Source organism: Yoonia maritima, from assembly GCF_002933395.1.
Taxonomy (GTDB): Bacteria; Pseudomonadota; Alphaproteobacteria; order Rhodobacterales; family Rhodobacteraceae; genus Yoonia; species Yoonia maritima_A.
This window is the reverse complement of the sequence record NZ_PKFN01000014.1, coordinates 89,122-108,220: the sequence shown is the minus strand read 5'-3', so window position 1 is coordinate 108,220 and position 19,099 is coordinate 89,122. Positions and strand designations below refer to the sequence as shown.

At 50.1% G+C, this 19,099-nt stretch carries 22 protein-coding genes; 13 read left to right on the top strand and 9 right to left on the bottom strand.

Features of this window, described 5'->3' with window-relative positions; translation table 11 throughout:
• Positions 1-51: 51 nt before the first annotated feature.
• The gene (gene trxA, locus CYQ09_RS17435) at positions 52-372 is read left to right on the top strand and encodes a thioredoxin (RefSeq protein ID WP_106358729.1); all 321 of its coding nucleotides are present in this window, start codon (positions 52-54) and stop codon (positions 370-372) included.
• 51 nt (positions 373-423) lie between these two features.
• Here the strand turns inward: trxA and CYQ09_RS17430 are convergent, their stop codons facing one another.
• On the bottom strand, positions 424-1,332 hold the full coding sequence (locus tag CYQ09_RS17430; RefSeq protein ID WP_106746663.1) for a hypothetical protein: 909 nt from the start codon (positions 1,330-1,332) through the stop codon (positions 424-426).
• 99 nt (positions 1,333-1,431) lie between these two features.
• Between CYQ09_RS17430 and hslV the strand changes: the two genes are divergently transcribed.
• Positions 1,432-1,986, top strand: coding sequence for an ATP-dependent protease subunit HslV (hslV, locus tag CYQ09_RS17425; RefSeq protein ID WP_106358728.1), 555 nt, complete (start codon positions 1,432-1,434; stop codon positions 1,984-1,986).
• Here the strand turns inward: hslV and CYQ09_RS17420 are convergent.
• On the bottom strand, positions 1,983-2,348 hold the full coding sequence (locus CYQ09_RS17420; protein WP_162617713.1) for a DM13 domain-containing protein: 366 nt from the start codon (positions 2,346-2,348) through the stop codon (positions 1,983-1,985). The two genes, hslV and CYQ09_RS17420, sit on opposite strands and share 4 nt — an antisense overlap.
• A 163-nt stretch (positions 2,349-2,511) precedes the next feature.
• Between CYQ09_RS17420 and CYQ09_RS17415 the strand changes: the two genes are divergently transcribed.
• Genes CYQ09_RS17415 through CYQ09_RS17405 form a run of 3 tightly spaced genes read left to right on the top strand, consistent with a single transcriptional unit; the run spans position 2,512 to position 6,191 of the window.
• On the top strand, positions 2,512-3,579 hold the full coding sequence (locus CYQ09_RS17415; protein ID WP_106746706.1) for a hypothetical protein: 1,068 nt from the start codon (positions 2,512-2,514) through the stop codon (positions 3,577-3,579).
• Between the two features lie 8 nt (positions 3,580-3,587).
• Complete coding sequence (gene hslU / locus CYQ09_RS17410; RefSeq protein WP_106746661.1) at positions 3,588-4,895, top strand: ATP-dependent protease ATPase subunit HslU; 1,308 nt, start codon at positions 3,588-3,590, stop codon at positions 4,893-4,895.
• A 60-nt stretch (positions 4,896-4,955) separates the two neighbouring features.
• Positions 4,956-6,191 carry an MFS transporter gene (locus CYQ09_RS17405; protein ID WP_106746660.1) on the top strand — a complete coding sequence of 412 codons (1,236 nt, stop codon included), beginning with the start codon at positions 4,956-4,958 and terminating at the stop codon, positions 6,189-6,191.
• Here the strand turns inward: CYQ09_RS17405 and CYQ09_RS17400 are convergent.
• From CYQ09_RS17400 to CYQ09_RS17390, 3 genes are read right to left on the bottom strand one after another with little or no spacing between them, the layout of a single operon-like run.
• The gene (locus CYQ09_RS17400; RefSeq protein WP_106746659.1) at positions 6,174-6,761 is read right to left on the bottom strand and encodes a Smr/MutS family protein; all 588 of its coding nucleotides are present in this window, start codon (positions 6,759-6,761) and stop codon (positions 6,174-6,176) included. The genes CYQ09_RS17405 and CYQ09_RS17400 overlap by 18 nt on opposite strands.
• The gene (gene mltA / locus CYQ09_RS17395; RefSeq protein ID WP_106746658.1) at positions 6,761-7,705 is read right to left on the bottom strand and encodes a murein transglycosylase A; all 945 of its coding nucleotides are present in this window, start codon (positions 7,703-7,705) and stop codon (positions 6,761-6,763) included. Before mltA ends, CYQ09_RS17400 begins: the two co-directional genes overlap by 1 nt.
• Positions 7,706-7,720: 15 nt before the next feature.
• Positions 7,721-8,380: a Tim44/TimA family putative adaptor protein gene (locus tag CYQ09_RS17390; protein WP_106746657.1), complete on the bottom strand. Its 660-nt coding sequence runs from the start codon at positions 8,378-8,380 to the stop codon at positions 7,721-7,723.
• 110 nt (positions 8,381-8,490) lie between these two features.
• Here CYQ09_RS17390 and CYQ09_RS17385 point away from each other — a divergent pair, with 110 nt between their 5' ends.
• Positions 8,491-8,970, top strand: coding sequence for an FxsA family protein (locus CYQ09_RS17385; RefSeq protein ID WP_106746656.1), 480 nt, complete (start codon positions 8,491-8,493; stop codon positions 8,968-8,970).
• Between the two features lie 58 nt (positions 8,971-9,028).
• A complete protein-coding gene (secB, locus tag CYQ09_RS17380) occupies positions 9,029-9,523 on the top strand; it encodes a protein-export chaperone SecB (protein WP_106746655.1) in 495 nt (164 codons plus the stop codon).
• Here the strand turns inward: secB and dnaQ are convergent.
• Genes dnaQ through CYQ09_RS17360 form a run of 4 tightly spaced genes read right to left on the bottom strand, consistent with a single transcriptional unit; the run spans position 9,516 to position 12,250 of the window.
• Entirely contained in the window at positions 9,516-10,247 is a 732-nt protein-coding gene (gene dnaQ / locus CYQ09_RS17375) for a DNA polymerase III subunit epsilon (RefSeq protein ID WP_106746654.1), read from the bottom strand. The genes secB and dnaQ overlap by 8 nt on opposite strands.
• Positions 10,228-10,830 carry a dephospho-CoA kinase gene (gene coaE, locus CYQ09_RS17370; RefSeq protein WP_106746653.1) on the bottom strand — a complete coding sequence of 201 codons (603 nt, stop codon included), beginning with the start codon at positions 10,828-10,830 and terminating at the stop codon, positions 10,228-10,230. The genes dnaQ and coaE overlap by 20 nt, the downstream gene beginning before the upstream one ends.
• Positions 10,827-11,654 carry a shikimate dehydrogenase gene (locus tag CYQ09_RS17365; protein ID WP_106746652.1) on the bottom strand — a complete coding sequence of 276 codons (828 nt, stop codon included), beginning with the start codon at positions 11,652-11,654 and terminating at the stop codon, positions 10,827-10,829. Before CYQ09_RS17365 ends, coaE begins: the two co-directional genes overlap by 4 nt.
• Complete coding sequence (locus CYQ09_RS17360; protein ID WP_106746651.1) at positions 11,651-12,250, bottom strand: Maf family protein; 600 nt, start codon at positions 12,248-12,250, stop codon at positions 11,651-11,653. The genes CYQ09_RS17365 and CYQ09_RS17360 overlap by 4 nt, the downstream gene beginning before the upstream one ends.
• Before the next feature lie 406 nt (positions 12,251-12,656).
• On the opposite strand from CYQ09_RS17360, the gene hemJ reads away from it, so the two are divergent.
• The 6 genes from hemJ (at position 12,657) to CYQ09_RS17330 (ending at position 19,098) form a co-directional block, all read left to right on the top strand.
• Positions 12,657-13,106, top strand: a complete 450-nt coding sequence (gene hemJ / locus CYQ09_RS17355) for a protoporphyrinogen oxidase HemJ (RefSeq protein WP_106746650.1) — start codon at positions 12,657-12,659, stop codon at positions 13,104-13,106.
• Between the two features lie 119 nt (positions 13,107-13,225).
• Entirely contained in the window at positions 13,226-14,497 is a 1,272-nt protein-coding gene (gene rho, locus CYQ09_RS17350) for a transcription termination factor Rho (protein ID WP_162617712.1), read from the top strand.
• Positions 14,498-14,526: 29 nt separating this feature from the next.
• Positions 14,527-15,807: a tRNA uridine-5-carboxymethylaminomethyl(34) synthesis GTPase MnmE gene (gene mnmE, locus CYQ09_RS17345; protein WP_106746649.1), complete on the top strand. Its 1,281-nt coding sequence runs from the start codon at positions 14,527-14,529 to the stop codon at positions 15,805-15,807.
• A gap of 11 nt (positions 15,808-15,818) precedes the next feature.
• Positions 15,819-17,690 carry a tRNA uridine-5-carboxymethylaminomethyl(34) synthesis enzyme MnmG gene (gene mnmG, locus CYQ09_RS17340; RefSeq protein WP_106746705.1) on the top strand — a complete coding sequence of 624 codons (1,872 nt, stop codon included), beginning with the start codon at positions 15,819-15,821 and terminating at the stop codon, positions 17,688-17,690.
• A 3-nt stretch (positions 17,691-17,693) separates the two neighbouring features.
• Positions 17,694-18,314, top strand: a complete 621-nt coding sequence (rsmG, locus tag CYQ09_RS17335) for a 16S rRNA (guanine(527)-N(7))-methyltransferase RsmG (protein ID WP_106746648.1) — start codon at positions 17,694-17,696, stop codon at positions 18,312-18,314.
• Positions 18,301-19,098, top strand: coding sequence for a ParA family protein (locus CYQ09_RS17330; protein ID WP_106746647.1), 798 nt, complete (start codon positions 18,301-18,303; stop codon positions 19,096-19,098). The genes rsmG and CYQ09_RS17330 overlap by 14 nt, the downstream gene beginning before the upstream one ends.
• The last annotated feature ends 1 nt before the right edge of the window (position 19,099 follow it).

Below are 19,099 nucleotides of genomic sequence, written 5' to 3'. Positions count from 1 at the left end.
CGATGGGTACATAGGTTCAGCATCCAATGACATTCGCCAAGGAGTGACCCAATGGCAACCGTAGCAGTAACAGACGCAACCTTTGACGCCGAAGTACGCCAGTCAGATATTCCTGTTGTCGTAGACTTCTGGGCTGAATGGTGTGGCCCATGTAAACAAATCGGCCCAGCTCTTGAGGAGCTATCTGCCGAGTATGATGGCAAGGTTAAAATCGTCAAAGTAAACGTTGATGAAAACCCGAATTCACCTTCACAGCTTGGCGTTCGCGGCATCCCAGCGCTGTTCATGTTCAAAGGCGGCGAAGTCGTTTCGAACAAAACAGGCGCAGCACCAAAAGCAGCTTTGCAGGGCTGGATCGACGAGTCGATCTAAGCGATCTGACATTACGAATTTTGGGCGCCCATTGTGGCGCCCTTTTTGGTTTTAGACAGACCAACCGTGACCTTGCAAAACTTTACGTATGGTTTCTTGAGTTTCTGGCCGCCCTGCGTTGATCGCCTGCTGTTGTAGAAACCAAAATAGATAGGCAGCGTAGTCTGGGTTATGATCTGCCTGTGCTGCAAATGCGTCAACAACACCCATTTCATGCACATTCAGTCCGATATGATGAAAGTCAGTTTTTCCAAATAGGATCACAGGTTTCTCTAAGAAATACCCGTGAAAACCAAGACTGGAATTCTGCGTCACGATGTAATCGCAATGATGAAGGTATTTATCGGCACTACGGTGCTGAATGGATAGCCGACCGTTCGCGTCAACCAGTGATTTCAACGCCGTCAAATCATCATCACTATAGTTTTCTGACGGGTGAAGCGTTGCGATAATTTTTCGGTCAGGGTCATATTGCAGCGTTGCTTTAATCATCTCAATCGGACTGCAAAACTGAAACGAACGACGCACTGTTAAACGCCCCTGCAACGGCATGTATACAAACCCATCTTTTCGGGTTTCACCTGCAAACAGTTTTTCGCGCCACCGGTGATGGAACGTCTTTGCTTTTGTGTGATCAACTGCGCTGGTATCAAATGTTTTTTGCGCGACCGGCCATTCCCAACGCTTGCTTTGCTTTTCGATGTGCCAAAACGGATAGATGTATGTCTTACGAAAGCTAAGACCGCGTTCATCAACAGGGTCATCCATCAAAAACAAACCACGCCCCTGCCGTGCCATCGCGTTTAAGCGACCAAGTTCATCATTCCCATCATAAGCAACCTTTAATCCCGTTCTTTCCAGCACGGCACATACTTGGCTGATGAAGTTGTGGTTACCACGTTCGGCTTGGCGACGTAGTTTCGGGCTTAAATAGAAGGTGACGGTATTTTCATCGATCATACCACGACGCTAGCCCGGTGTCTGACGGGCGGCAAGCCATCGGGGTTGTTTGCCCGCGCGCGCACCGCCATATAGTGTCCAACCCGCAAGGAGCAGATGATGAGTAAAGAAGAATTCCCAGGCTGGCACGGCACAACGATCATCGGTGTGCGCAAGGACGGTAAAGTTGTAATCGCTGGCGATGGGCAGGTTAGCCTTGGCCAAACTGTAATCAAAGGCACCGCACGCAAAGTGCGTCGTCTGTCACCCGGCGGACAAGATGTGATTGCTGGTTTTGCGGGTTCGACCGCCGACGCGTTTACCCTGCTTGAGCGGCTTGAGAAAAAGCTGGAAGCAACCCCCGGTCAGCTGGCGCGCGCAAGTGTTGATCTTGCCAAGGACTGGCGCACAGACAAATACCTGCAAAAGCTAGAAGCGATGCTGATCGTCACCGATGGCAAAGACCTGTTTGTGATTACAGGGGCAGGCGATGTTCTGGAACCTGAACACGATATCGCAGCAATCGGATCCGGCGGAAACTTTGCGCTGGCTGCTGGTCGCGCCATGATGGACAGCGACATGGATGCCGAAGCCGTTGCCCGCAAAGCTATGGCAATTGCCGCTGATATTTGTGTTTATACCAACGGCAAATTGACAGTGGAAAGCATCGGTTAAGTGATTGGTGCGACGGCGAGACCGACGTTGAATTCCTCGCACCAAATCCAGACCTCGTTATAGGCTGACGTATCGATACCCTCTGGGGCCATATATTGGGACGCACCAGTATCACTGGCAAGCGGTCCCATGATGGTGGCGGGGTCATAGACCCCGTCTTTGCCCAGCGCGACTTTGGGGTCCGGCGCGCCATCAAACACAAAGTCATCAAGCAGGTTGATCTCGCTTCCCGCGATTTCGGCGGTGCCTGTCACAGTGTGGCCATTAATGCCACCCCAAGTCCCTAAACGGCCATGGCCACCTGCAAATGCTGGTAATGCCGCTGTACTTAGCAACACCGCGATAAAAGAACGTCTATCCATCGGAAACCTCCTGTTTCTGTTGCTACCAATCGTACAGCGCATCGGTTTTCAAACAATCATCCCCACGCGTTTGTGATGCGCTGCAATTTACGGCAAAAAGGTTGTGCCGCTCTTGGAGTTGCATGCCACAACACTTAGGTGTGACGAACGCAAAGGAATGCCGATGATTGACAAAGATGACCTACGTGCTGCGATCAACAGCGGCCTTTTGTCCGAACGACAAGCCGCTGATCTGGCGCAGCTTGCACAACAGCGGAAAACATCTGGGTCTGATCTGTCGCCCGGCGATGAACCGTTCGAACTGTTTCGTGGTTTCAACGAAGTCTTCATAATCATCGGGTTATTTATTCTTGGTATCGGTTGGTATTCGGTTGCTATGCTCGCCCTGGGCGATGAAATTGTTGACCTTAAACGCTATGCCATCGGCATTACATTGGCTGGCGCTGTCGCGATCTGGCTATTGTCAGAATATTTTATTCGGCGCCGACGCATGATCGGCCCGGCATCAACGCTTGCGATTATGTTCATCGCCAACGCGACCTTTGGCTTTCTAAGCTATTTCGCCGAACCGTTTATGGTTGGTCAGGGCAATTTTGAAAGCATCCCACTTCCGCTTTTTCTGGGTTTGATTTCACTGCTTATCTATTGGTGGCGCTTTCGCGTACCGTTCGCTATGGCAATCCTGGCTATCGGGTTTTTCGTTGTCGCGATGGTGTTCACCGCCAGTAAGGGTGGCGAAATCAACGAATTCAAAGACTTGTTCCTGCTATCAGCTGGCGGACCATTTGCATGGATCACACTTGTTCTTGGGCTTATCGTTTTCGCCGTCGCCATGCTGTTTGATATGAGCGACCCACATCGCGTCACCCGGCGGTCAACGAATGGGTTTTGGCTGCATGTCGTTGCAGCGCCTGCTTTGATTAACACAATCGGCCTGACGCTCTTGAACCAAGGGACATCGGCCACAAACTTTGGACTATTTGTTGTGCTTGGTATCTTCGCTGTTATTGCGATCATCATCGACCGACGGTCATTTTTGATTACGGCAATCGGCTATATCGTGACCGTTGCGATCACAGTTCTGGATGGCGATGGCGTTGCACTGACAGTTCTGCTACTTGGCGCAATCATGCTGTTTTTAGGTGCTTTCTGGGAAAAAATTCGTGCGCGGACCTTGCGTCTGCTGCCGACAGGTTTTCCATTGCACCGCTTGCCTCCATCCCATGTGTAAGGATTGACATGACTGACCTCACCCCACGTGAAATCGTATCGGAACTTGATCGATTTATCATTGGACAGAACGACGCAAAACGCGCCGTGGCTGTTGCCCTGCGTAACCGCTGGCGCCGCAAGCAATTGGGCGATGATCTACGCGACGAAGTCTACCCAAAGAACATTTTGATGATCGGGCCCACTGGTGTTGGTAAAACCGAGATCAGCCGCCGCTTGGCGAAACTTGCCCGTGCGCCATTCATCAAGGTGGAAGCAACGAAATTCACCGAAGTTGGCTACGTCGGCCGTGACGTTGAACAGATCATCCGTGATCTGGTTGATACTGCGATCTTGGACACCCGCGAACATATGCGCGAAGACGTCAAAGCCAAAGCACAACAAGCCGCCGAAGACCGCGTGATTACCGCCGTGGCTGGTACTGATGCACGCGACGGAACCCGCGACATGTTCCGCCGCAAGCTAAAGGCTGGCGAACTGGACAATACCGTAATCGAACTGGAACTAGCGGATTCATCGAACCCGCTGGGTGGTTTTGAAATCCCGGGCCAGCCCGGTGGCATGGGCGGCATGATGAACATTGGCGAATTATTCGGCAAAATGGGCGGCGGGCGCACGGTTAAGAAAAAGATGACCGTCGCAGAAAGCTATGACGCGCTGATCGCCGACGAAGCCGACAAACTGCTTGATGATGAGACAGTGACCAAAGCCGCGCTAGAAGCAGTCGAACAAAATGGCATCGTGTTCTTGGACGAAATCGACAAAGTCTGTGCACGCTCTGACGCACGCGGCGCAGATGTTTCCCGCGAAGGTGTTCAGCGCGATCTACTGCCATTGATTGAAGGTACAACTGTTTCAACCAAACACGGCCCAATCAAGACAGACCACATCCTGTTTATCGCGTCTGGCGCATTCCATGTCGCGAAACCATCAGACTTGCTGCCTGAATTGCAGGGCCGTTTGCCGATCCGTGTTGAACTGCAAGCCCTGACCGAAGACGACTTTGTCCGCATCCTGACCGAAACCGACAACGCATTGACGCTGCAATACACAGCCTTGATGAAAACAGAAGAAGTCGCTGTGACCTTTGACCAAGAAGGGATCAAAGCACTGGCGAAAATCGCGGCAGAGGTCAATGAATCCGTGGAAAACATCGGGGCACGCCGGCTGTACACCGTGATGGAACGCGTATTCGAAGACCTGTCTTTCAACGCACCTGATCGTGGTGGCGAAGCAATCACAATCGACGCCGCATTCGTTGAAAAGCACCTTGGCGAATTGTCCCGTTCCTTGGACGTCAGCCGCTACGTGTTGTGATTTAGCTGCACCGCTACTTTAGGGCTTTCCTTTTGGGCGGTGCAGGATCACCAAAGGCGTATGAATTCATTCGCATCTTATTTCCGCTTTATCCGTGAAAACACGCCATTCCTTGCAGTTGGCGCGCTTCTTTCTGCTTTATCCAGTTTTGGGCAGACCTTTCTGATCGCTGTCTTTGCGGGCGAAATCCGCGAAGAATACGGGCTTTCTAACGGCGATTGGGGGCTGATCTACATGGTCGCCACAATGGCATCTGCTGGAGTCATGATCTACGCGGGCGGACTAACTGATCGGTTCCGCGTGCGTAGCTTGGGCGTCGTCGTTCTAACGTTGTTGGCGCTGTCCTGCCTTGGCATGGCGTTCAATACACATGTGCTTGGGCTGGTGTTTGTTATCTTTTGCCTACGCCTGTTTGGCCAAGGCATGAGCAGTACAATTTCGATCGTCGCGATTTCACGCTGGTTCATCGCGACACGCGGTCGTGCGCTCGCGGTCTCAACACTTGGGTTTATAATCGCCGAAGCAGCGCTACCGTTATCAAGCGTTTGGCTAAAGTCCCATGCGGAATGGCGGACAATTTGGGTCGGCTTCGCGATGTTCATTCTAATGATGATCCCACTTTTATGGTACTTGCTCAAACTCGAACGCACTCCACAATCCTCGGCAAAGTCCGACACCGCCGTCGGGATGGACGGCAGACACTGGACCCGCGCCGAAGCATTACGCCATCCGCTATTCTGGACACTCGCCCCCGCAATGGCATTGTTTCCGATGCTCGCCACTGCGTTCTGGTTTCACCAGGTGCACTTTGCTGAAATCAAAGGGTGGGAGCACCTAAAATTCGTGGCCGTGTTTCCACTGGGGACATTCACGTTCATGGGATCCACGTTCCTGTTTGGCTGGGCCGTGGATAAATTCGGGGTAGGGCGGCTATTGCCGATCTACTTGCTGCCATATTCAGTCGCATTCATTGTTCACGCCTTTGCCCCGACAATCGCGTGGTCTGCTTTGGGTGTGATCCTGATGGGGCTAGCGGGCGGCGGTCAATCAACGTTACCCGGTTCGGTGTGGAGCACATATTTCGGAACCGCACACATAGGATCCATCAAATCAGCAGCTGTTGCGTTGATGGTGCTTGGGTCCGCGATTGGCCCGGGACTATCTGGTTGGTTGATTGATCTCGGCTTTGAATTCGATACGCAGCTTTTGTTTTACTCAGCAACTTTCGTGATCGCATCACTTGCCATGGTTCCTGCGATCAAAAAGGCGCAAACCCGTCTATCGGCTTCGACGTAAGTAAACGTAATATGCACCGTGGCCACCATGTTTTAGGTGCGCTGGCGTTACCTGCAGGATCGCGTGATTTAGCGGTGGTAGCGCGAGCCATTGTGGGACCTGATGTCGTAAAACGCCCTGCCGAGTTGGGATCGGTCCACCGTCGTCGCGATCTTTGCCTTTGCCAGTGATCACCAAAACCAAGCGGCGCCCAATTGCATGCGACCCAAGGATAAACGCGACAAGCTCTGGATGCGCCTCGTTCATGGTCATTCCGTGCAAGTCGATCCGCGCCTCTGGCACCAGTTTACCGCGCTTCATTTTGCCGAACGACTTGTGGTCCATATGCACAGGTGCACGGCTTAGCCGTTCTGTGATGCTGGGCAAAATATCATGGGGGCGGTGCGCATTTGCTTTTTGCCCAACCTGAAAGTTTGGCATCGGTGTACCGCCAACATCACGGGGTTTTGGTTTAGGCTCGATCGGTGCCTTTTCAGCAGCGTGCGATTTCGGATCAAGCGGCTTCGCCCGTTCGGCAACTTTGTCCCACAACGCACGTTCTTCTTCAGAAAGGTTTCTTGGCCGCCGCATCAGGTTGTCTTTCCGCAAATTCGCTGCACCATATCATTTGGCAGCAAAACAACCATACGTCCGCCATCATTCACCTGACCAGCCAGACGCCCAGCCTTGCTCCCAGTGCCAAAGAATATGTCGGCACGTTGAGCACCCTTGATCGCCGATCCCGTATCTTGGGCAGTCATAAGACGGTATGTGCCAGATTTTTCAATCCAGACTGGCGCGCCAAGCGGCGTGATTTCTGGATCAACGGCGATTGATCTACCGGCAATGATCGACGCACCTAGCGCGCCCAGAGGGCCGTGATCTGCTGGAACCTCGGTTATTTCTTTGAAGAAGACATAGCTTTCGTTTTCCCACAAAAGCGCCTGACCCTTCGTCCCGTTTTTAGCAACCCATTCACGGATGGATTCAGGTTTCACATCACTGGCAACCAGATCGCTGCGCGCGATTAGAACCTTTCCGATGGATGTATATTCCCGACCATTCTTACCTGCGAAGCCAACGCGCATCATCTTACCATCGGGTAGCTGAATGCGACCTGATCCTTGGACCTGCAAAAAGAACAAATCTACAGGATCAGAAAGCCACGCAATTTCCAAACCGCGCCCTGCAAGAGGTTGGTCTTCGTCAATCTCCCGACGTGTGTATTTGGTCGGTTCGTCGGGCAACGCATAGATGGGAATGGAAAATGCTTCCGACTTTGTGCGCGATCCAGCAAGCTGCGGCTCGAAATAGCCAGTGAACACCATCTGTGCACCGTCTTCGATCAAAACAGGTTGAAAGTGGGTTTCAAAAAACTGACGGGGTGATTGCGCGGCATTCGCCATATCGCCCCAGTTATCATTGGTTAGATGCGCGCTGGTGTTCAGAAAAACATCAAGGGCGGCCTGATGATCATCAGCCGCCCAATCGTTCAAATCGTCAAAGGACAATTGCCTATATGTCAGTCCGGCCATTGCCTTGCCTGCACCTTATTCGCCGGTCGCAACCAGTTTCCAGTTTGGATCACCGGCATCCATCTGACGCGAGAATGTCCAAGTATCTTTCTGGCGCTTAACTTCTTTGTCACTGCCTTCGACGACGTCACCACCATTATCGCGAACGACCGAAGTCATCTCGGACTTAAAGCGGACAGAAATATCTGCCTCGTTGTTTGATGCGTCGAATTCAGCCGCAGCCAATGTCATGTCGCTAACGCCTATGAATGTTGCATCCACGGTCAGACCTTTGCGTTTGCGATCTTCGACAACGAAAGCAAAGGCTTCGTAAACATCATCAGAGATAAATGGCTTAATCTCGTCCAGATCACCGTTTTCAAACGCCATCAGGATCATCTCGTAAGCGCCGCGGGCACCGCCCAGAAATTCTGATACATTGAACGATGGATCAACACGTTTCATTGCGGCCAATGCGGTTGCTGCAGCGCTGCCTTCAGCAACATGATCCGTAATATCTAGATCAGGTCCGTCTTTAACAAGTTCAAGATCAGGTTTACCGCCACGCGCGCTGCTTTGCGTTTGACGTACGACAGGTTTTTCAAAACCTTCACGCGTACCTAGAACGCCCCGTAAGCGCAGGATTAAAAAAACAGCGATGCCAGCCAGCACCAATAGTTCAACAAGAGAGTTCATCAGGACCTCAATCAGGGTTGGGCATGGAAAACTGCCCGTTCTCACCCTATGTAAGTGCTGTATAGGGCCAAGTCCACCTTGCCCGGAACAAGTTAAGAAAGGCGTCCACTATGTGGCTATTGATCGCGTTCATCGCAGTCCCAATGATCGAAATCTCGTTATTCATCCAAGTTGGCGGCGCCATTGGCGTTTGGTGGACCCTTTTAATTGTTCTGACAACGGCAATCGCCGGGTCATATTTGGTGAAACAACAGGGCCTGCGTGAACTTGGAAAACTTCAACAATCCTTTTCTGAACTCCAAGATCCGTCCGAACCATTGGCAAATGGGGCGATGATCTTGTTCGCAGGGGCGCTTTTACTAACACCGGGTTTTTTCACAGATATTGTAGGGCTTTCCCTATTGATACCAAAGGTACGTCAAGCAGCTTTTATCTGGGGCCGTTCAAAAATCAAAGTCGCTAGCTTTACAGCAAGCGCCAACCAGCAACGCACACAACAACCCAATGATCAGGTCATTGATGGTGAATTTCAAGACATTACCGGAGACAAAAAACCAACACATCCGCCATCAGGGTGGACCCAGCATTGAGCCTTAGGACATTGGCTGTTAGGAAAACGCCAACATAATTTAACCGGAGCAGTTTATAATGTCTGATACCCCCGAAAACGGTGCCGCTGCGGCACAACCCGCACAGGTCAAAAGCCGTGTGATGGCACAATACATCCGCGACATGTCTTTCGAAAATATCCTTGCGCAAAAAGGTGTTTCTGGCGAAGCCCAACCAGAAATTCAGGTTCAGGTGAACCTAGATGCGCGTAAACGTGCCGCCGACAACCAGTACGAAGTTATCACAAAACTAAATATCACCAGCAAAACCAAAGACAAAGGCGAGCCACTGTTCGTTCTGGAAATCGAATATGCTGGTGTTTTCCATGTCGAAGGCGTTCCAGAAGAACAGATGCACCCATATCTGCTGATCGAATGCCCACGCATCACGTTCCCATTCCTGCGCCGTATCGTCAGCGACATCACACGCGACGGCGGCTTCCCAGCGCTAAACCTAGAAACAATTGATTTCGTTGCGCTTTACCGTTCTGAACTGGCACGCCGTGCGGAAGCAGAGAAAGCAAAAGTTAACTAAGCTTTTTCCACAAAGCATCGTCGCCCAGTTTGTCGATAAAGGCATTATGGGCGGCGGTTTCTTCAGCCGTTAGCTTTGATGGCAACGGCTGGGGACGCGCCGTTGGGCGCCAGTCTTCTGAAACATTGCTATTCGATTTTGAACGCGTGTCTGATGCAAGCGCGAAATCCGGCTGCCGTCCACCTATCAGTTCTAGATAAACTTCGGCAAGAATTTCACTATCCAACAACGCGCCGTGCAACGTCCGCGAAGAGTTGTCGATGCCAAACCGACGGCAAAGCGCATCCAATGACGCGGGAGAACCGGGAAATTTGCGGCGCGCAATTGCCAAAGTATCAAGTGACTGATCCATAGGCAGTAACGGACGGCCCAGCCAACCCAGTTCCGCATTCAAAAACTTCATATCAAATGCGGCGTTATGGATGACCATTTTTGAGTCGCCAACAAAATCAACGAATGCCTGCGCGATGTCTTTGAACAACGGCTTATCACGGAGCGTTTCTTGACCCGGCTTTGGATCTTGGGGCGGTTGCAACAAATCCGGACCAATACCGTGAACGCCGAATGCCTCGGCTGGCATTGAACGTTCTGGGTTGATGTACTGATGATATGTACGGCCTGTCGGCATATGGCCGATCAGCTCGATCGCACCAATTTCTACAATCCGGTCGCCTTCGTTGGGTTCAAACCCGGTGGTTTCCGTATCAAGTACGATTTCGCGCATCAGATTGCCCCTTAAGTTCCGCAATCAGGTTTCGCACAGCAGTGCGGGTATCGTCCAGCGTCAGCGTCTCAATAATATGGTCAGCACGTTCACGTTTTTCTGCATCCGGCGTTTGCCGTGAAAGAATGGTTTGAAATTGTTGTTCGGTCATGCCCGGACGGTCCATCACCCGTGATCTTTGTACATCGGCGGGAGCGGTCACAACCAAGACAGCATCTAACCATTCGTCTGCACCAGTTTCGAACAGCAAAGGTATGTCAAAAACCACCAGTGGATCATTATGATTGGCTAAGAATTTAAGACGACTGTCAGCAACAAGCGGATGCACGACTTTTTCTAACTGTCCGATGACGGCAGGATCAGCGGCGATCAACGTTTTCAATGCATCGCGCGATACAATGTTTTCAATCACTGCGGTTGGAAATACGGCCGCAATAGCCTGAACCGCGTCGCCGTCCTTTGAATACAAGTCATGAACCGTGGCGTCAGCATCCCAAACTGGAACACCTTCGTCGCGGAACATCTGCGCCGTCGTGGATTTCCCCATCCCAATTGATCCGGTCAATCCCAGCCGCAGCGTCATGCGAGTACGGCCTGCCGTGTATCTTCATCGACTTCTGGGCGTTTCCCAAACCAGCGCTCGAACCCAGGCACACCCTGATGAAGCAGCATTCCCAATCCATCAACTGTGGTACAACCCAGTTTTTCAGCAGTCGTCAAAAGGGGGGTACGTAATGGGTTATACACAATATCTGTAACCACGGTTTCTGGACGCAGTTCATCAAGAGATACCTTGAAATCTGCAGCGCCTTTCATCCCAAGGGAGGTTGTATTCACCAAAACGCCTGCATCTTTGAGCGCAGTTCCAGCTTGAACCCAATCGACCACACGAATGCGTGCACCAAAATCTGCACGCAATGCCTCTGCTTTGGCGCGGGTTCGGTTCGTCAAAATAATTTCCGGCGCACCGGCATCTGCCAAAGCAACAATAACTGCACGCGCTGCGCCACCAGCACCAAATACCATCGCGGGACCAGATTTAGGATTCCAGTCTGGTGCGCCTTGGCGCAAGTTTGAAATAAACCCATAACCATCTGTATTATCTGCAAAAATACGACCATCTTCCTTAAAAGTCAGCGTATTTGCAGCGCCGATCAAAGTCGCGCGATCTGTGATTTGATCAGCGTATTGTAAAACATCAACCTTGTGCGGAATTGTTACATTCACCCCAACAAAACCCTGTTCAGGCAAAGTTCTAAGCACATTTTCAAGATCGGCCTCAGCGACTTGCAGTGATGTATATTCACCGGGCAAATCATAGCGTTTGAGCCAATAACCATGCAACTTTGGCGATAAAGAATGCGAAATTGGATTGCCGATAACGCAGGCCCGCGGCGATTTTGTCATGACGGCAGTGTCCCGCGAAGTGTCAGATATGATAAGAGTTCAAGTAGCGGTAGTCCCAGCACGTTAAAGTAATCCCCCTCGATACGCGAAAAAAGTCGCACACCTTCTTCCTCAAGCTTATAGGCTCCGACGGCGTGGCGGATACTTTCCCAATTGCGATCTACATAATCGGTTAAATATGTGTCGCTCGCGTCACGCATTTGCAAGCGAACAACACCAACATGACGCCATAGTGGTTTGCCTTCGCCGTATATCACAGCTGCTGACAACAGCTGATGCTTTTGACCGCGCAAAGACTGTAACTGCGAAAGCGCCTGATCTGGGGTTTCGGGCTTAGTATATATCGTGCGCCCAAGCGCCAAAACCTGATCACAACCAATCACCAACGCTTCGGGATGTTTTGCTGCAACTCTTTGTGCTTTGAGTTCGGCCAAAGTGTCGGCAATATCTCGAGGTGAGGCTTCTTCTGCCTCAAGAGATTGGCGGATCGTATCTTCGTCGATCCGCGCCTTAACGACAGAAAAATCTATCCCAGCATTACGCAGTAAAGTGGCGCGAATTTCAGAGCCAGAGGCCAGAATGATCGTATCGGTCATGTGGATAACCTTTTGGAAAAACCGTGTGTCAGCCTGCGGGCGACCTGTGGGAGGAGTCAGTGGATTTCTGAACCTGTGCGAAAGTCGAAACTTATGCCAGCTGTTATGCCGATTTTTCCACGGTGGGAAAGGATAAGTCGGCCCTGTGGAGGAATCGCGCGAAAGTGCAGAGTCAATGTCACAATAGGTACCGGTCGCGAAAATATTCCAACATTCAACGTATTGTTTTTATGTCATAAAATATAGAAACAGGCAAGTGTTTGAGAAATATTTTTCCAAGTTTAGCCTTGGGATAAGTCTGCGGATGAAAAAACAAACCACAGAAATCGGGCTTACTATCATCATCATCATCTTTTCTTTCTATATATATTTATTAAGAGGTAACTGACGGAAGAAAGTGAAACACATGCTGGAATTTCTGAGCGGTTATTACGACTGGATCAAAGCAATCCATATTATGGCTGTCATCTCGTGGATGGCCGGAATGTTCTATTTACCGCGTCTGTTTGTGTATCATGCCGAACGGGCAGTGGTTGGGTCAGAGCTTGATCAGACATTCCAGGTAATGGAAGAAAAACTGCTTCGTGTGATCATTAATCCCGCGATGACTGTAACTTGGATTGCGGGATTGATCATGCTCGCCATGGGCGCGTTTGATTGGGGATCGGTCTGGGCATGGGCAAAGATCATATCTGTGATCTTAATGAGCGGTTTTCACGGCTGGCTAAGTAAACGCCGGAAAGAGTTCGCTGCGGGGGCTAACACGCGCTCTGGGCGGGTCTACAGGCTCGCTAATGAGGTTCCGACAGTTCTGATGGTGATAATCGTCGTAGCGGTCGTTGTACGGCCGTTTTAGGGCGTCGTTGACTCGCGGTGCATGTTTACATATGACTGCCACAGCTTCCCATCCGGGAAAGTGGTTTTCCATTTCTATATGCAAAGACACCGGCCATTGGGCTGGTGATGGATTTTATGATGTCCCAACACCGTCTGAACCTTGCTGATCTTAAGGCACAAAGCCCAAAAGATTTGTTGTCGCTGGCTGAAGAGCTCGAAATCGAAAACGCTTCGACAATGCGGAAAGGCGACATGATGTTCGCCATTCTGAAAGAGCGGGCAGACGAAGAATGGATCATCGGTGGTGATGGCGTTTTGGAAGTCCTGCAAGACGGCTTTGGTTTCTTGCGTTCACCCGAAGCGAACTACCTTCCGGGTCCAGATGATATTTACGTTTCACCAGACATGATCCGTCAGCATTCTTTGCGGACAGGCGATACCGTCGAAGGTGTGATGAAAGAGCCGAATGACACAGAGCGTTACTTTGCGCTGACTTCGGTTGAGCAAATCAACTTTGAAGAACCTGAAAAGGCCAAGCACAAAGTCGCGTTCGACAACCTTACACCGCTTTACCCAGATGAGCGGCTGAACATGGAAGTCGAAGATCCAACAATCAAAGACCGTTCAGCGCGGATTATTGATCTTGTTGCACCAATCGGTAAGGGGCAGCGTTCATTGATCGTCGCGCCGCCACGGACTGGTAAAACGGTTCTGTTGCAAAACATCGCCAACTCGATCGAAAAGAACCACCCAGAATGCTATCTGATCGTTCTGCTGATTGACGAACGACCAGAAGAAGTCACGGACATGCAGCGTTCAGTAAAAGGCGAGGTTGTTTCTTCGACATTCGACGAACCCGCAACACGTCACGTTGCCGTATCTGAGATGGTTATCGAGAAAGCAAAACGTCTTGTCGAACATAAGCGGGACGTTGTGATCTTGTTGGATTCGATCACACGTCTGGGCCGCGCGTTTAACACAACTGTGCCATCTTCTGGTAAAGTTCTAACCGGTGGTGTGGATGCGAATGCGTTGCAGCGTCCAAAACGCTTCTTTGGTGCGGCACGGAACATCGAAGAAGGCGGTTCACTGACAATCATCGCGACCGCGTTGATTGATACAGGTTCGCGTATGGACGAAGTTATCTTTGAAGAATTCAAAGGTACTGGTAACTCTGAGATCGTTCTGGATCGCAAAGTTGCTGATAAGCGCGTGTTCCCTGCGATGGATATTCTGAAATCCGGCACACGGAAAGAAGAGCTGTTGGTGGATAAGGTCGATCTAGCGAAAACATACGTTCTTCGTCGGATTCTGAACCCAATGGGTACGACTGATGCGATTGAATTCTTGATTGGTAAGCTAAAGCAGACCAAAACAAACTCGGACTTCTTCGATTCAATGAACACGTAACTTATTGTTATAATACAATGGGTTGATTTATGGATACGATTTTTGCCTTAGCAACTGCGAAGGGCCGGGCCGGTGTGGCCGTGGTCCGTTTGTCAGGATCAGACGCGGTGAAAGCTGCCGAAAGGCTGATGGGGAAAGTACCTGTCAGCCGCGGTGTTCGCGTGCTTTCTGATCTTGATGGGCAATTATTGGACGAGGCTTTGGTCCTTCGGTTCTCTGAGGGGAAAAGTTTTACTGGCGAAGAGGTTGTTGAGCTTCATTTGCACGGCAGCCCTGCTGTCGTTAGTGCCGTATTGACTGTTCTGGGGAATGATCCAGAACTTCGGCAGGCCGAACCAGGTGAATTTACGCGCCGCGCGCTTGATAACGGGCGTTTGGATTTGGCGCAGGTTGAAGGCCTCGCCGATCTGATTGATGCCGAAACTGAAAGTCAGCGCAAGCAGGCTGTTCGGGTTTTTTCGGGGGCGTTAGGTGATCTGGCGGAAGGGTGGCGTAAAAAATTGATTCGTGCTGCTGCGTTATTGGAAGCGACGATCGACTTTGCAGACGAAGAAGTGCCAGTCGATGTTGCGCCCGAAGTCTTGGAATTGATCGGCGAAGTCAAATCTCAGATGCGGCGCGAAGCAGAAGGCGTGCGGATCGCCGAACGTTTGCGAGACGGTTTCGAAGTAGCAATTATTGGTGCACCTAACGTTGGTAAATCGACGCTGCTTAATCGGCTAGCTGGCCGAGAAGTTGCCATTACATCTGAAATTGCGGGTACGACGCGGGACGTCATCGAAGTTAGACTTGATTTGGATGGGCTTGCGGTGACACTTTTGGATACAGCGGGCCTTCGCGATACAGATGACGTTGTAGAAGGTATTGGCGTTCAACGGGCCAAAGAGCGAGCAGAACAGGCAGATATTCGTGTCCATATGTTGTTGCCAGGTGATCTAGAGCCTCAATATATCGATGTTAGCGACATCATAGTGCGCTCAAAAGCGGATATTGAACGAGGCGAAGGGTTGGCGGTCTCTGGTAAAACCGGAGACGGCGTTGATATACTAGTTTCTAAAATATCTGATATTTTGAAAGATCGTGTTGGTTCCGTTGGTATAGCAATGCGTGAACGGCATCGCGTCGCGATGGTGAATGCAATTCGTTATCTAGACGCCGCCGAAGCAGATTTGGATGTGCAGCATGGAATGACCGATTTGACTGCTGAAGAACTTCGTTCTGCTATTCGCGCAGTGGATAGCCTTGTAGGTCGTGTTGATGTAGAACAACTTCTTGATGAGATCTTTTCCAGTTTTTGCATAGGCAAATAGGAGTGTTTCACGTGAAACATCATGACTTCGACGTAATAGTTATTGGTGGCGGTCATGCGGGCGCCGAAGCCGCGCATGCATCTGCGAGGATGGGCGCACGTACTGCGCTTATTACGCTGACAAAACAGTCAATTGGGGTGATGTCCTGTAACCCAGCGATCGGTGGGCTTGGAAAAGGGCATCTTGTCCGTGAAATTGATGCGCTGGACGGCGTTATGGCACGTGTTGCTGATCGGGCTGGTATCCAATTCCGTCTACTAAACCGCAAAAAGGGACCAGCTGTGCAGGGCCCCCGCGCGCAAGCCGACCGCGAAATATACCGCACAACAATGCAAGCTGAGCTAGATCTAGTAAAAAACCTAAAAATCATTGAAGGTGAAGCAACTGATTTGATTATGGACGGCGATCGTGTTGGCGGTGTTGTCATGTCAGATGACGCACGTTTGACCGCCAGCAGTGTGATTCTTACAACGGGTACTTTTTTAAGGGGTGTCATTCACATTGGTGACGTGTCACGTCCGGGTGGCCGGATGGGGGATAAACCGTCGGTGAAAATGGCAGAGCGCTTGGATAGTTTTAATCTCCCGTTAGGTCGTTTAAAAACGGGGACGCCGCCCCGGTTAGATGGCCGAACAATTCGGTGGGACTTACTAGAGGCCCAGCCAACCGATGCTGAACCAACCCTGTTTTCTTTCATGTCTACCGGCGTATTTGCTCCCCAAATTGATTGCGGAATTACGCATACAAATGAAAAAACACACGACATCATCCGGGCGAACTTAGGCAGATCTGCAATGTACGGTGGTCATATCGATGGGGTGGGCCCTCGGTATTGTCCTTCTATTGAGGATAAGGTTGTAAGGTTTGCAGATAAGACTTCGCATCAGATATTTCTGGAACCCGAAGGAGTTAATGACCACACCGTTTATCCTAACGGTATTTCAACGTCATTGCCGGAAGATGTGCAAGAAGACTATGTTCATTCGATCTATGGTCTTGAAAACACAACAATTTTGCAACCTGGCTACGCGATTGAATACGACTACGTTGACCCGCGATCATTAAGACCAACATTAGAATTGCGGGATGTCCCCGGGCTCTATTTGGCAGGCCAAATTAATGGTACTACAGGCTATGAAGAAGCAGCAGCTCAGGGACTTGTAGCAGGATTAAATGCCGCAGCGTACGCCAAGGGTCGCGAGCCAGTTACATTTAGTCGTCGGCAATCTTATATAGGTGTGATGGTTGATGACTTAATTACACGTGGAGTTTCGGAGCCGTACCGCATGTTTACTTCTCGGGCGGAGTTTAGGCTGTCTTTACGTGCAGACAATGCTGACCAGAGGCTTACGGCCTTCGGATATGAATTAGGATGCGTGGATGACCTCCGTTGGGCAGCATTTTCGAAAAAGATGGAGAAAATCCAATCAGCACAGTCTTTGTTAACTAAAATTTCCCTTTCTTCACGACAGATTTCGGGGGAGGGAGCAAAGTTGAATCCTGATGGACCGCGGCGGTCAGCCTTGGATGCATTAGCACTTACTGATTTCGATTTTTCACAACTTGAAAAGATCTCACCAGAAGTTTCGGTAATTGAACCTGATGTGAGAGATCAAATTAAGAAAGATGCGTTGTATGCACACTACGTTGCGCGACAAGAGCGCGATATCGCTGCTTTGGAACGTGACGAAATGCAGATTATTCCAGATAATCTTAAGTATTCGGGTGTGCGGGGGCTATCAAATGAGCTGGCTAGTAAACTTGAAACGGCACGACCAGCCACAATTGCACAGGCTGGACGTATTGAAGGGATGACACCGGCAGCACTGATGTTGATTGTCAGCATGATTAAGCGAAATCAACAAGCCAATACAGGAAGTTAATTTATGACTATCGATGTTGGTGGCGTTAATGTTTCACGTGAAACATATGAAGACTTGCAACGGTTTTCTGACCTAGTTCGAAAATGGACTCCAAAAATAAACCTTATATCGCCGACTACGATCCCTGATTTGTGGGATCGCCATATTGTTGATTCTGCACAGATATATAAATTTGCACCACAAACCTATAAAAAATGGGTGGATATCGGCAGCGGAGGGGGATTCCCCGGCATCGTGATGGCCATCATTGGTAAATCACAGCAGCCAGATGCAAATTTTACCCTTATTGAAAGTGACCAACGCAAGGCTACTTTTCTTCGTACGGCTGCGCGTGAACTGGATCTGAATGTTAAAGTTCTTGCTGAGAGAATTGAAAATGCAGAACAACAAGGGGCAGATATAGTATCTGCCCGTGCTCTCAGTACCCTATCTACACTATTTCCTCTAGTTTCGCGTCATTTAAAAGACGACGGTAAAGCCATCCTTCACAAAGGAAAAAAGGCCGGGGAAGAAATTGCCGATGCACATAAGAACTGGTGCTTTGAGCTTGAAGAAGCCACAAGTTTAACCGATCTTGGTGGTCAAATTCTTATCGTAAAAGGGATATCCCGTGTCAGCGAATGACTGCAAAATTATCGCTATTGCGAACCAGAAGGGCGGCGTCGGAAAGACGACCACGACAATTAATCTAGGTGCTGCTTTGGCCGAGCAGCGAAAAAAAGTACTTTTGATCGATCTTGATCCGCAAGGTAACGCGTCAACGGGACTAGGTATAGAACAAGACCAGCGTGATATCACAACATATGACCTTCTATCTGGCGACGCGAGCTTAGACGAAGCGGCATTGAACACGTCTGTTAAAAACCTGTTCATCATTCCGGCTACAACAGACCTAAGTTCGGCGGATTTAGAGCTGATTGATAACGAAAAGCGCAGTTTTTTGCTTCGGTATGTGTTAGAAGAGGCGAGCGAAGCCGTAGGAAAATACGACTATATATTGATTGATTGCCCTCCTTCTCTCAATATATTGACGGTAAATGCGATGGTGGCTGCACATTCCATTCTAGTGCCGCTTCAAAGTGAATTTTTTGCATTAGAAGGACTGTCACAACTAATTTTGACTGTCCGGGATGTGCGTCAAACTGCAAACCCCGATCTCCGCATCGAAGGAATCGTCCTAACGATGTATGATCGTCGTAACAACCTATCAATTCAGGTCGAAGATGACGCCCGTGAAAATATGGGTGATATGGTATTTAAAACGGTTATTCCGCGTAATGTGCGTCTAAGTGAGGCACCATCGTTTGCGCTTCCCGTGATTGAATATGATAGCGCGTCAAAAGGTGCCGTCGCATACCGTGCGCTGGCCAAGGAAGTCATTAATAAAGCTAAGAAAAAAAGGGCTTAGA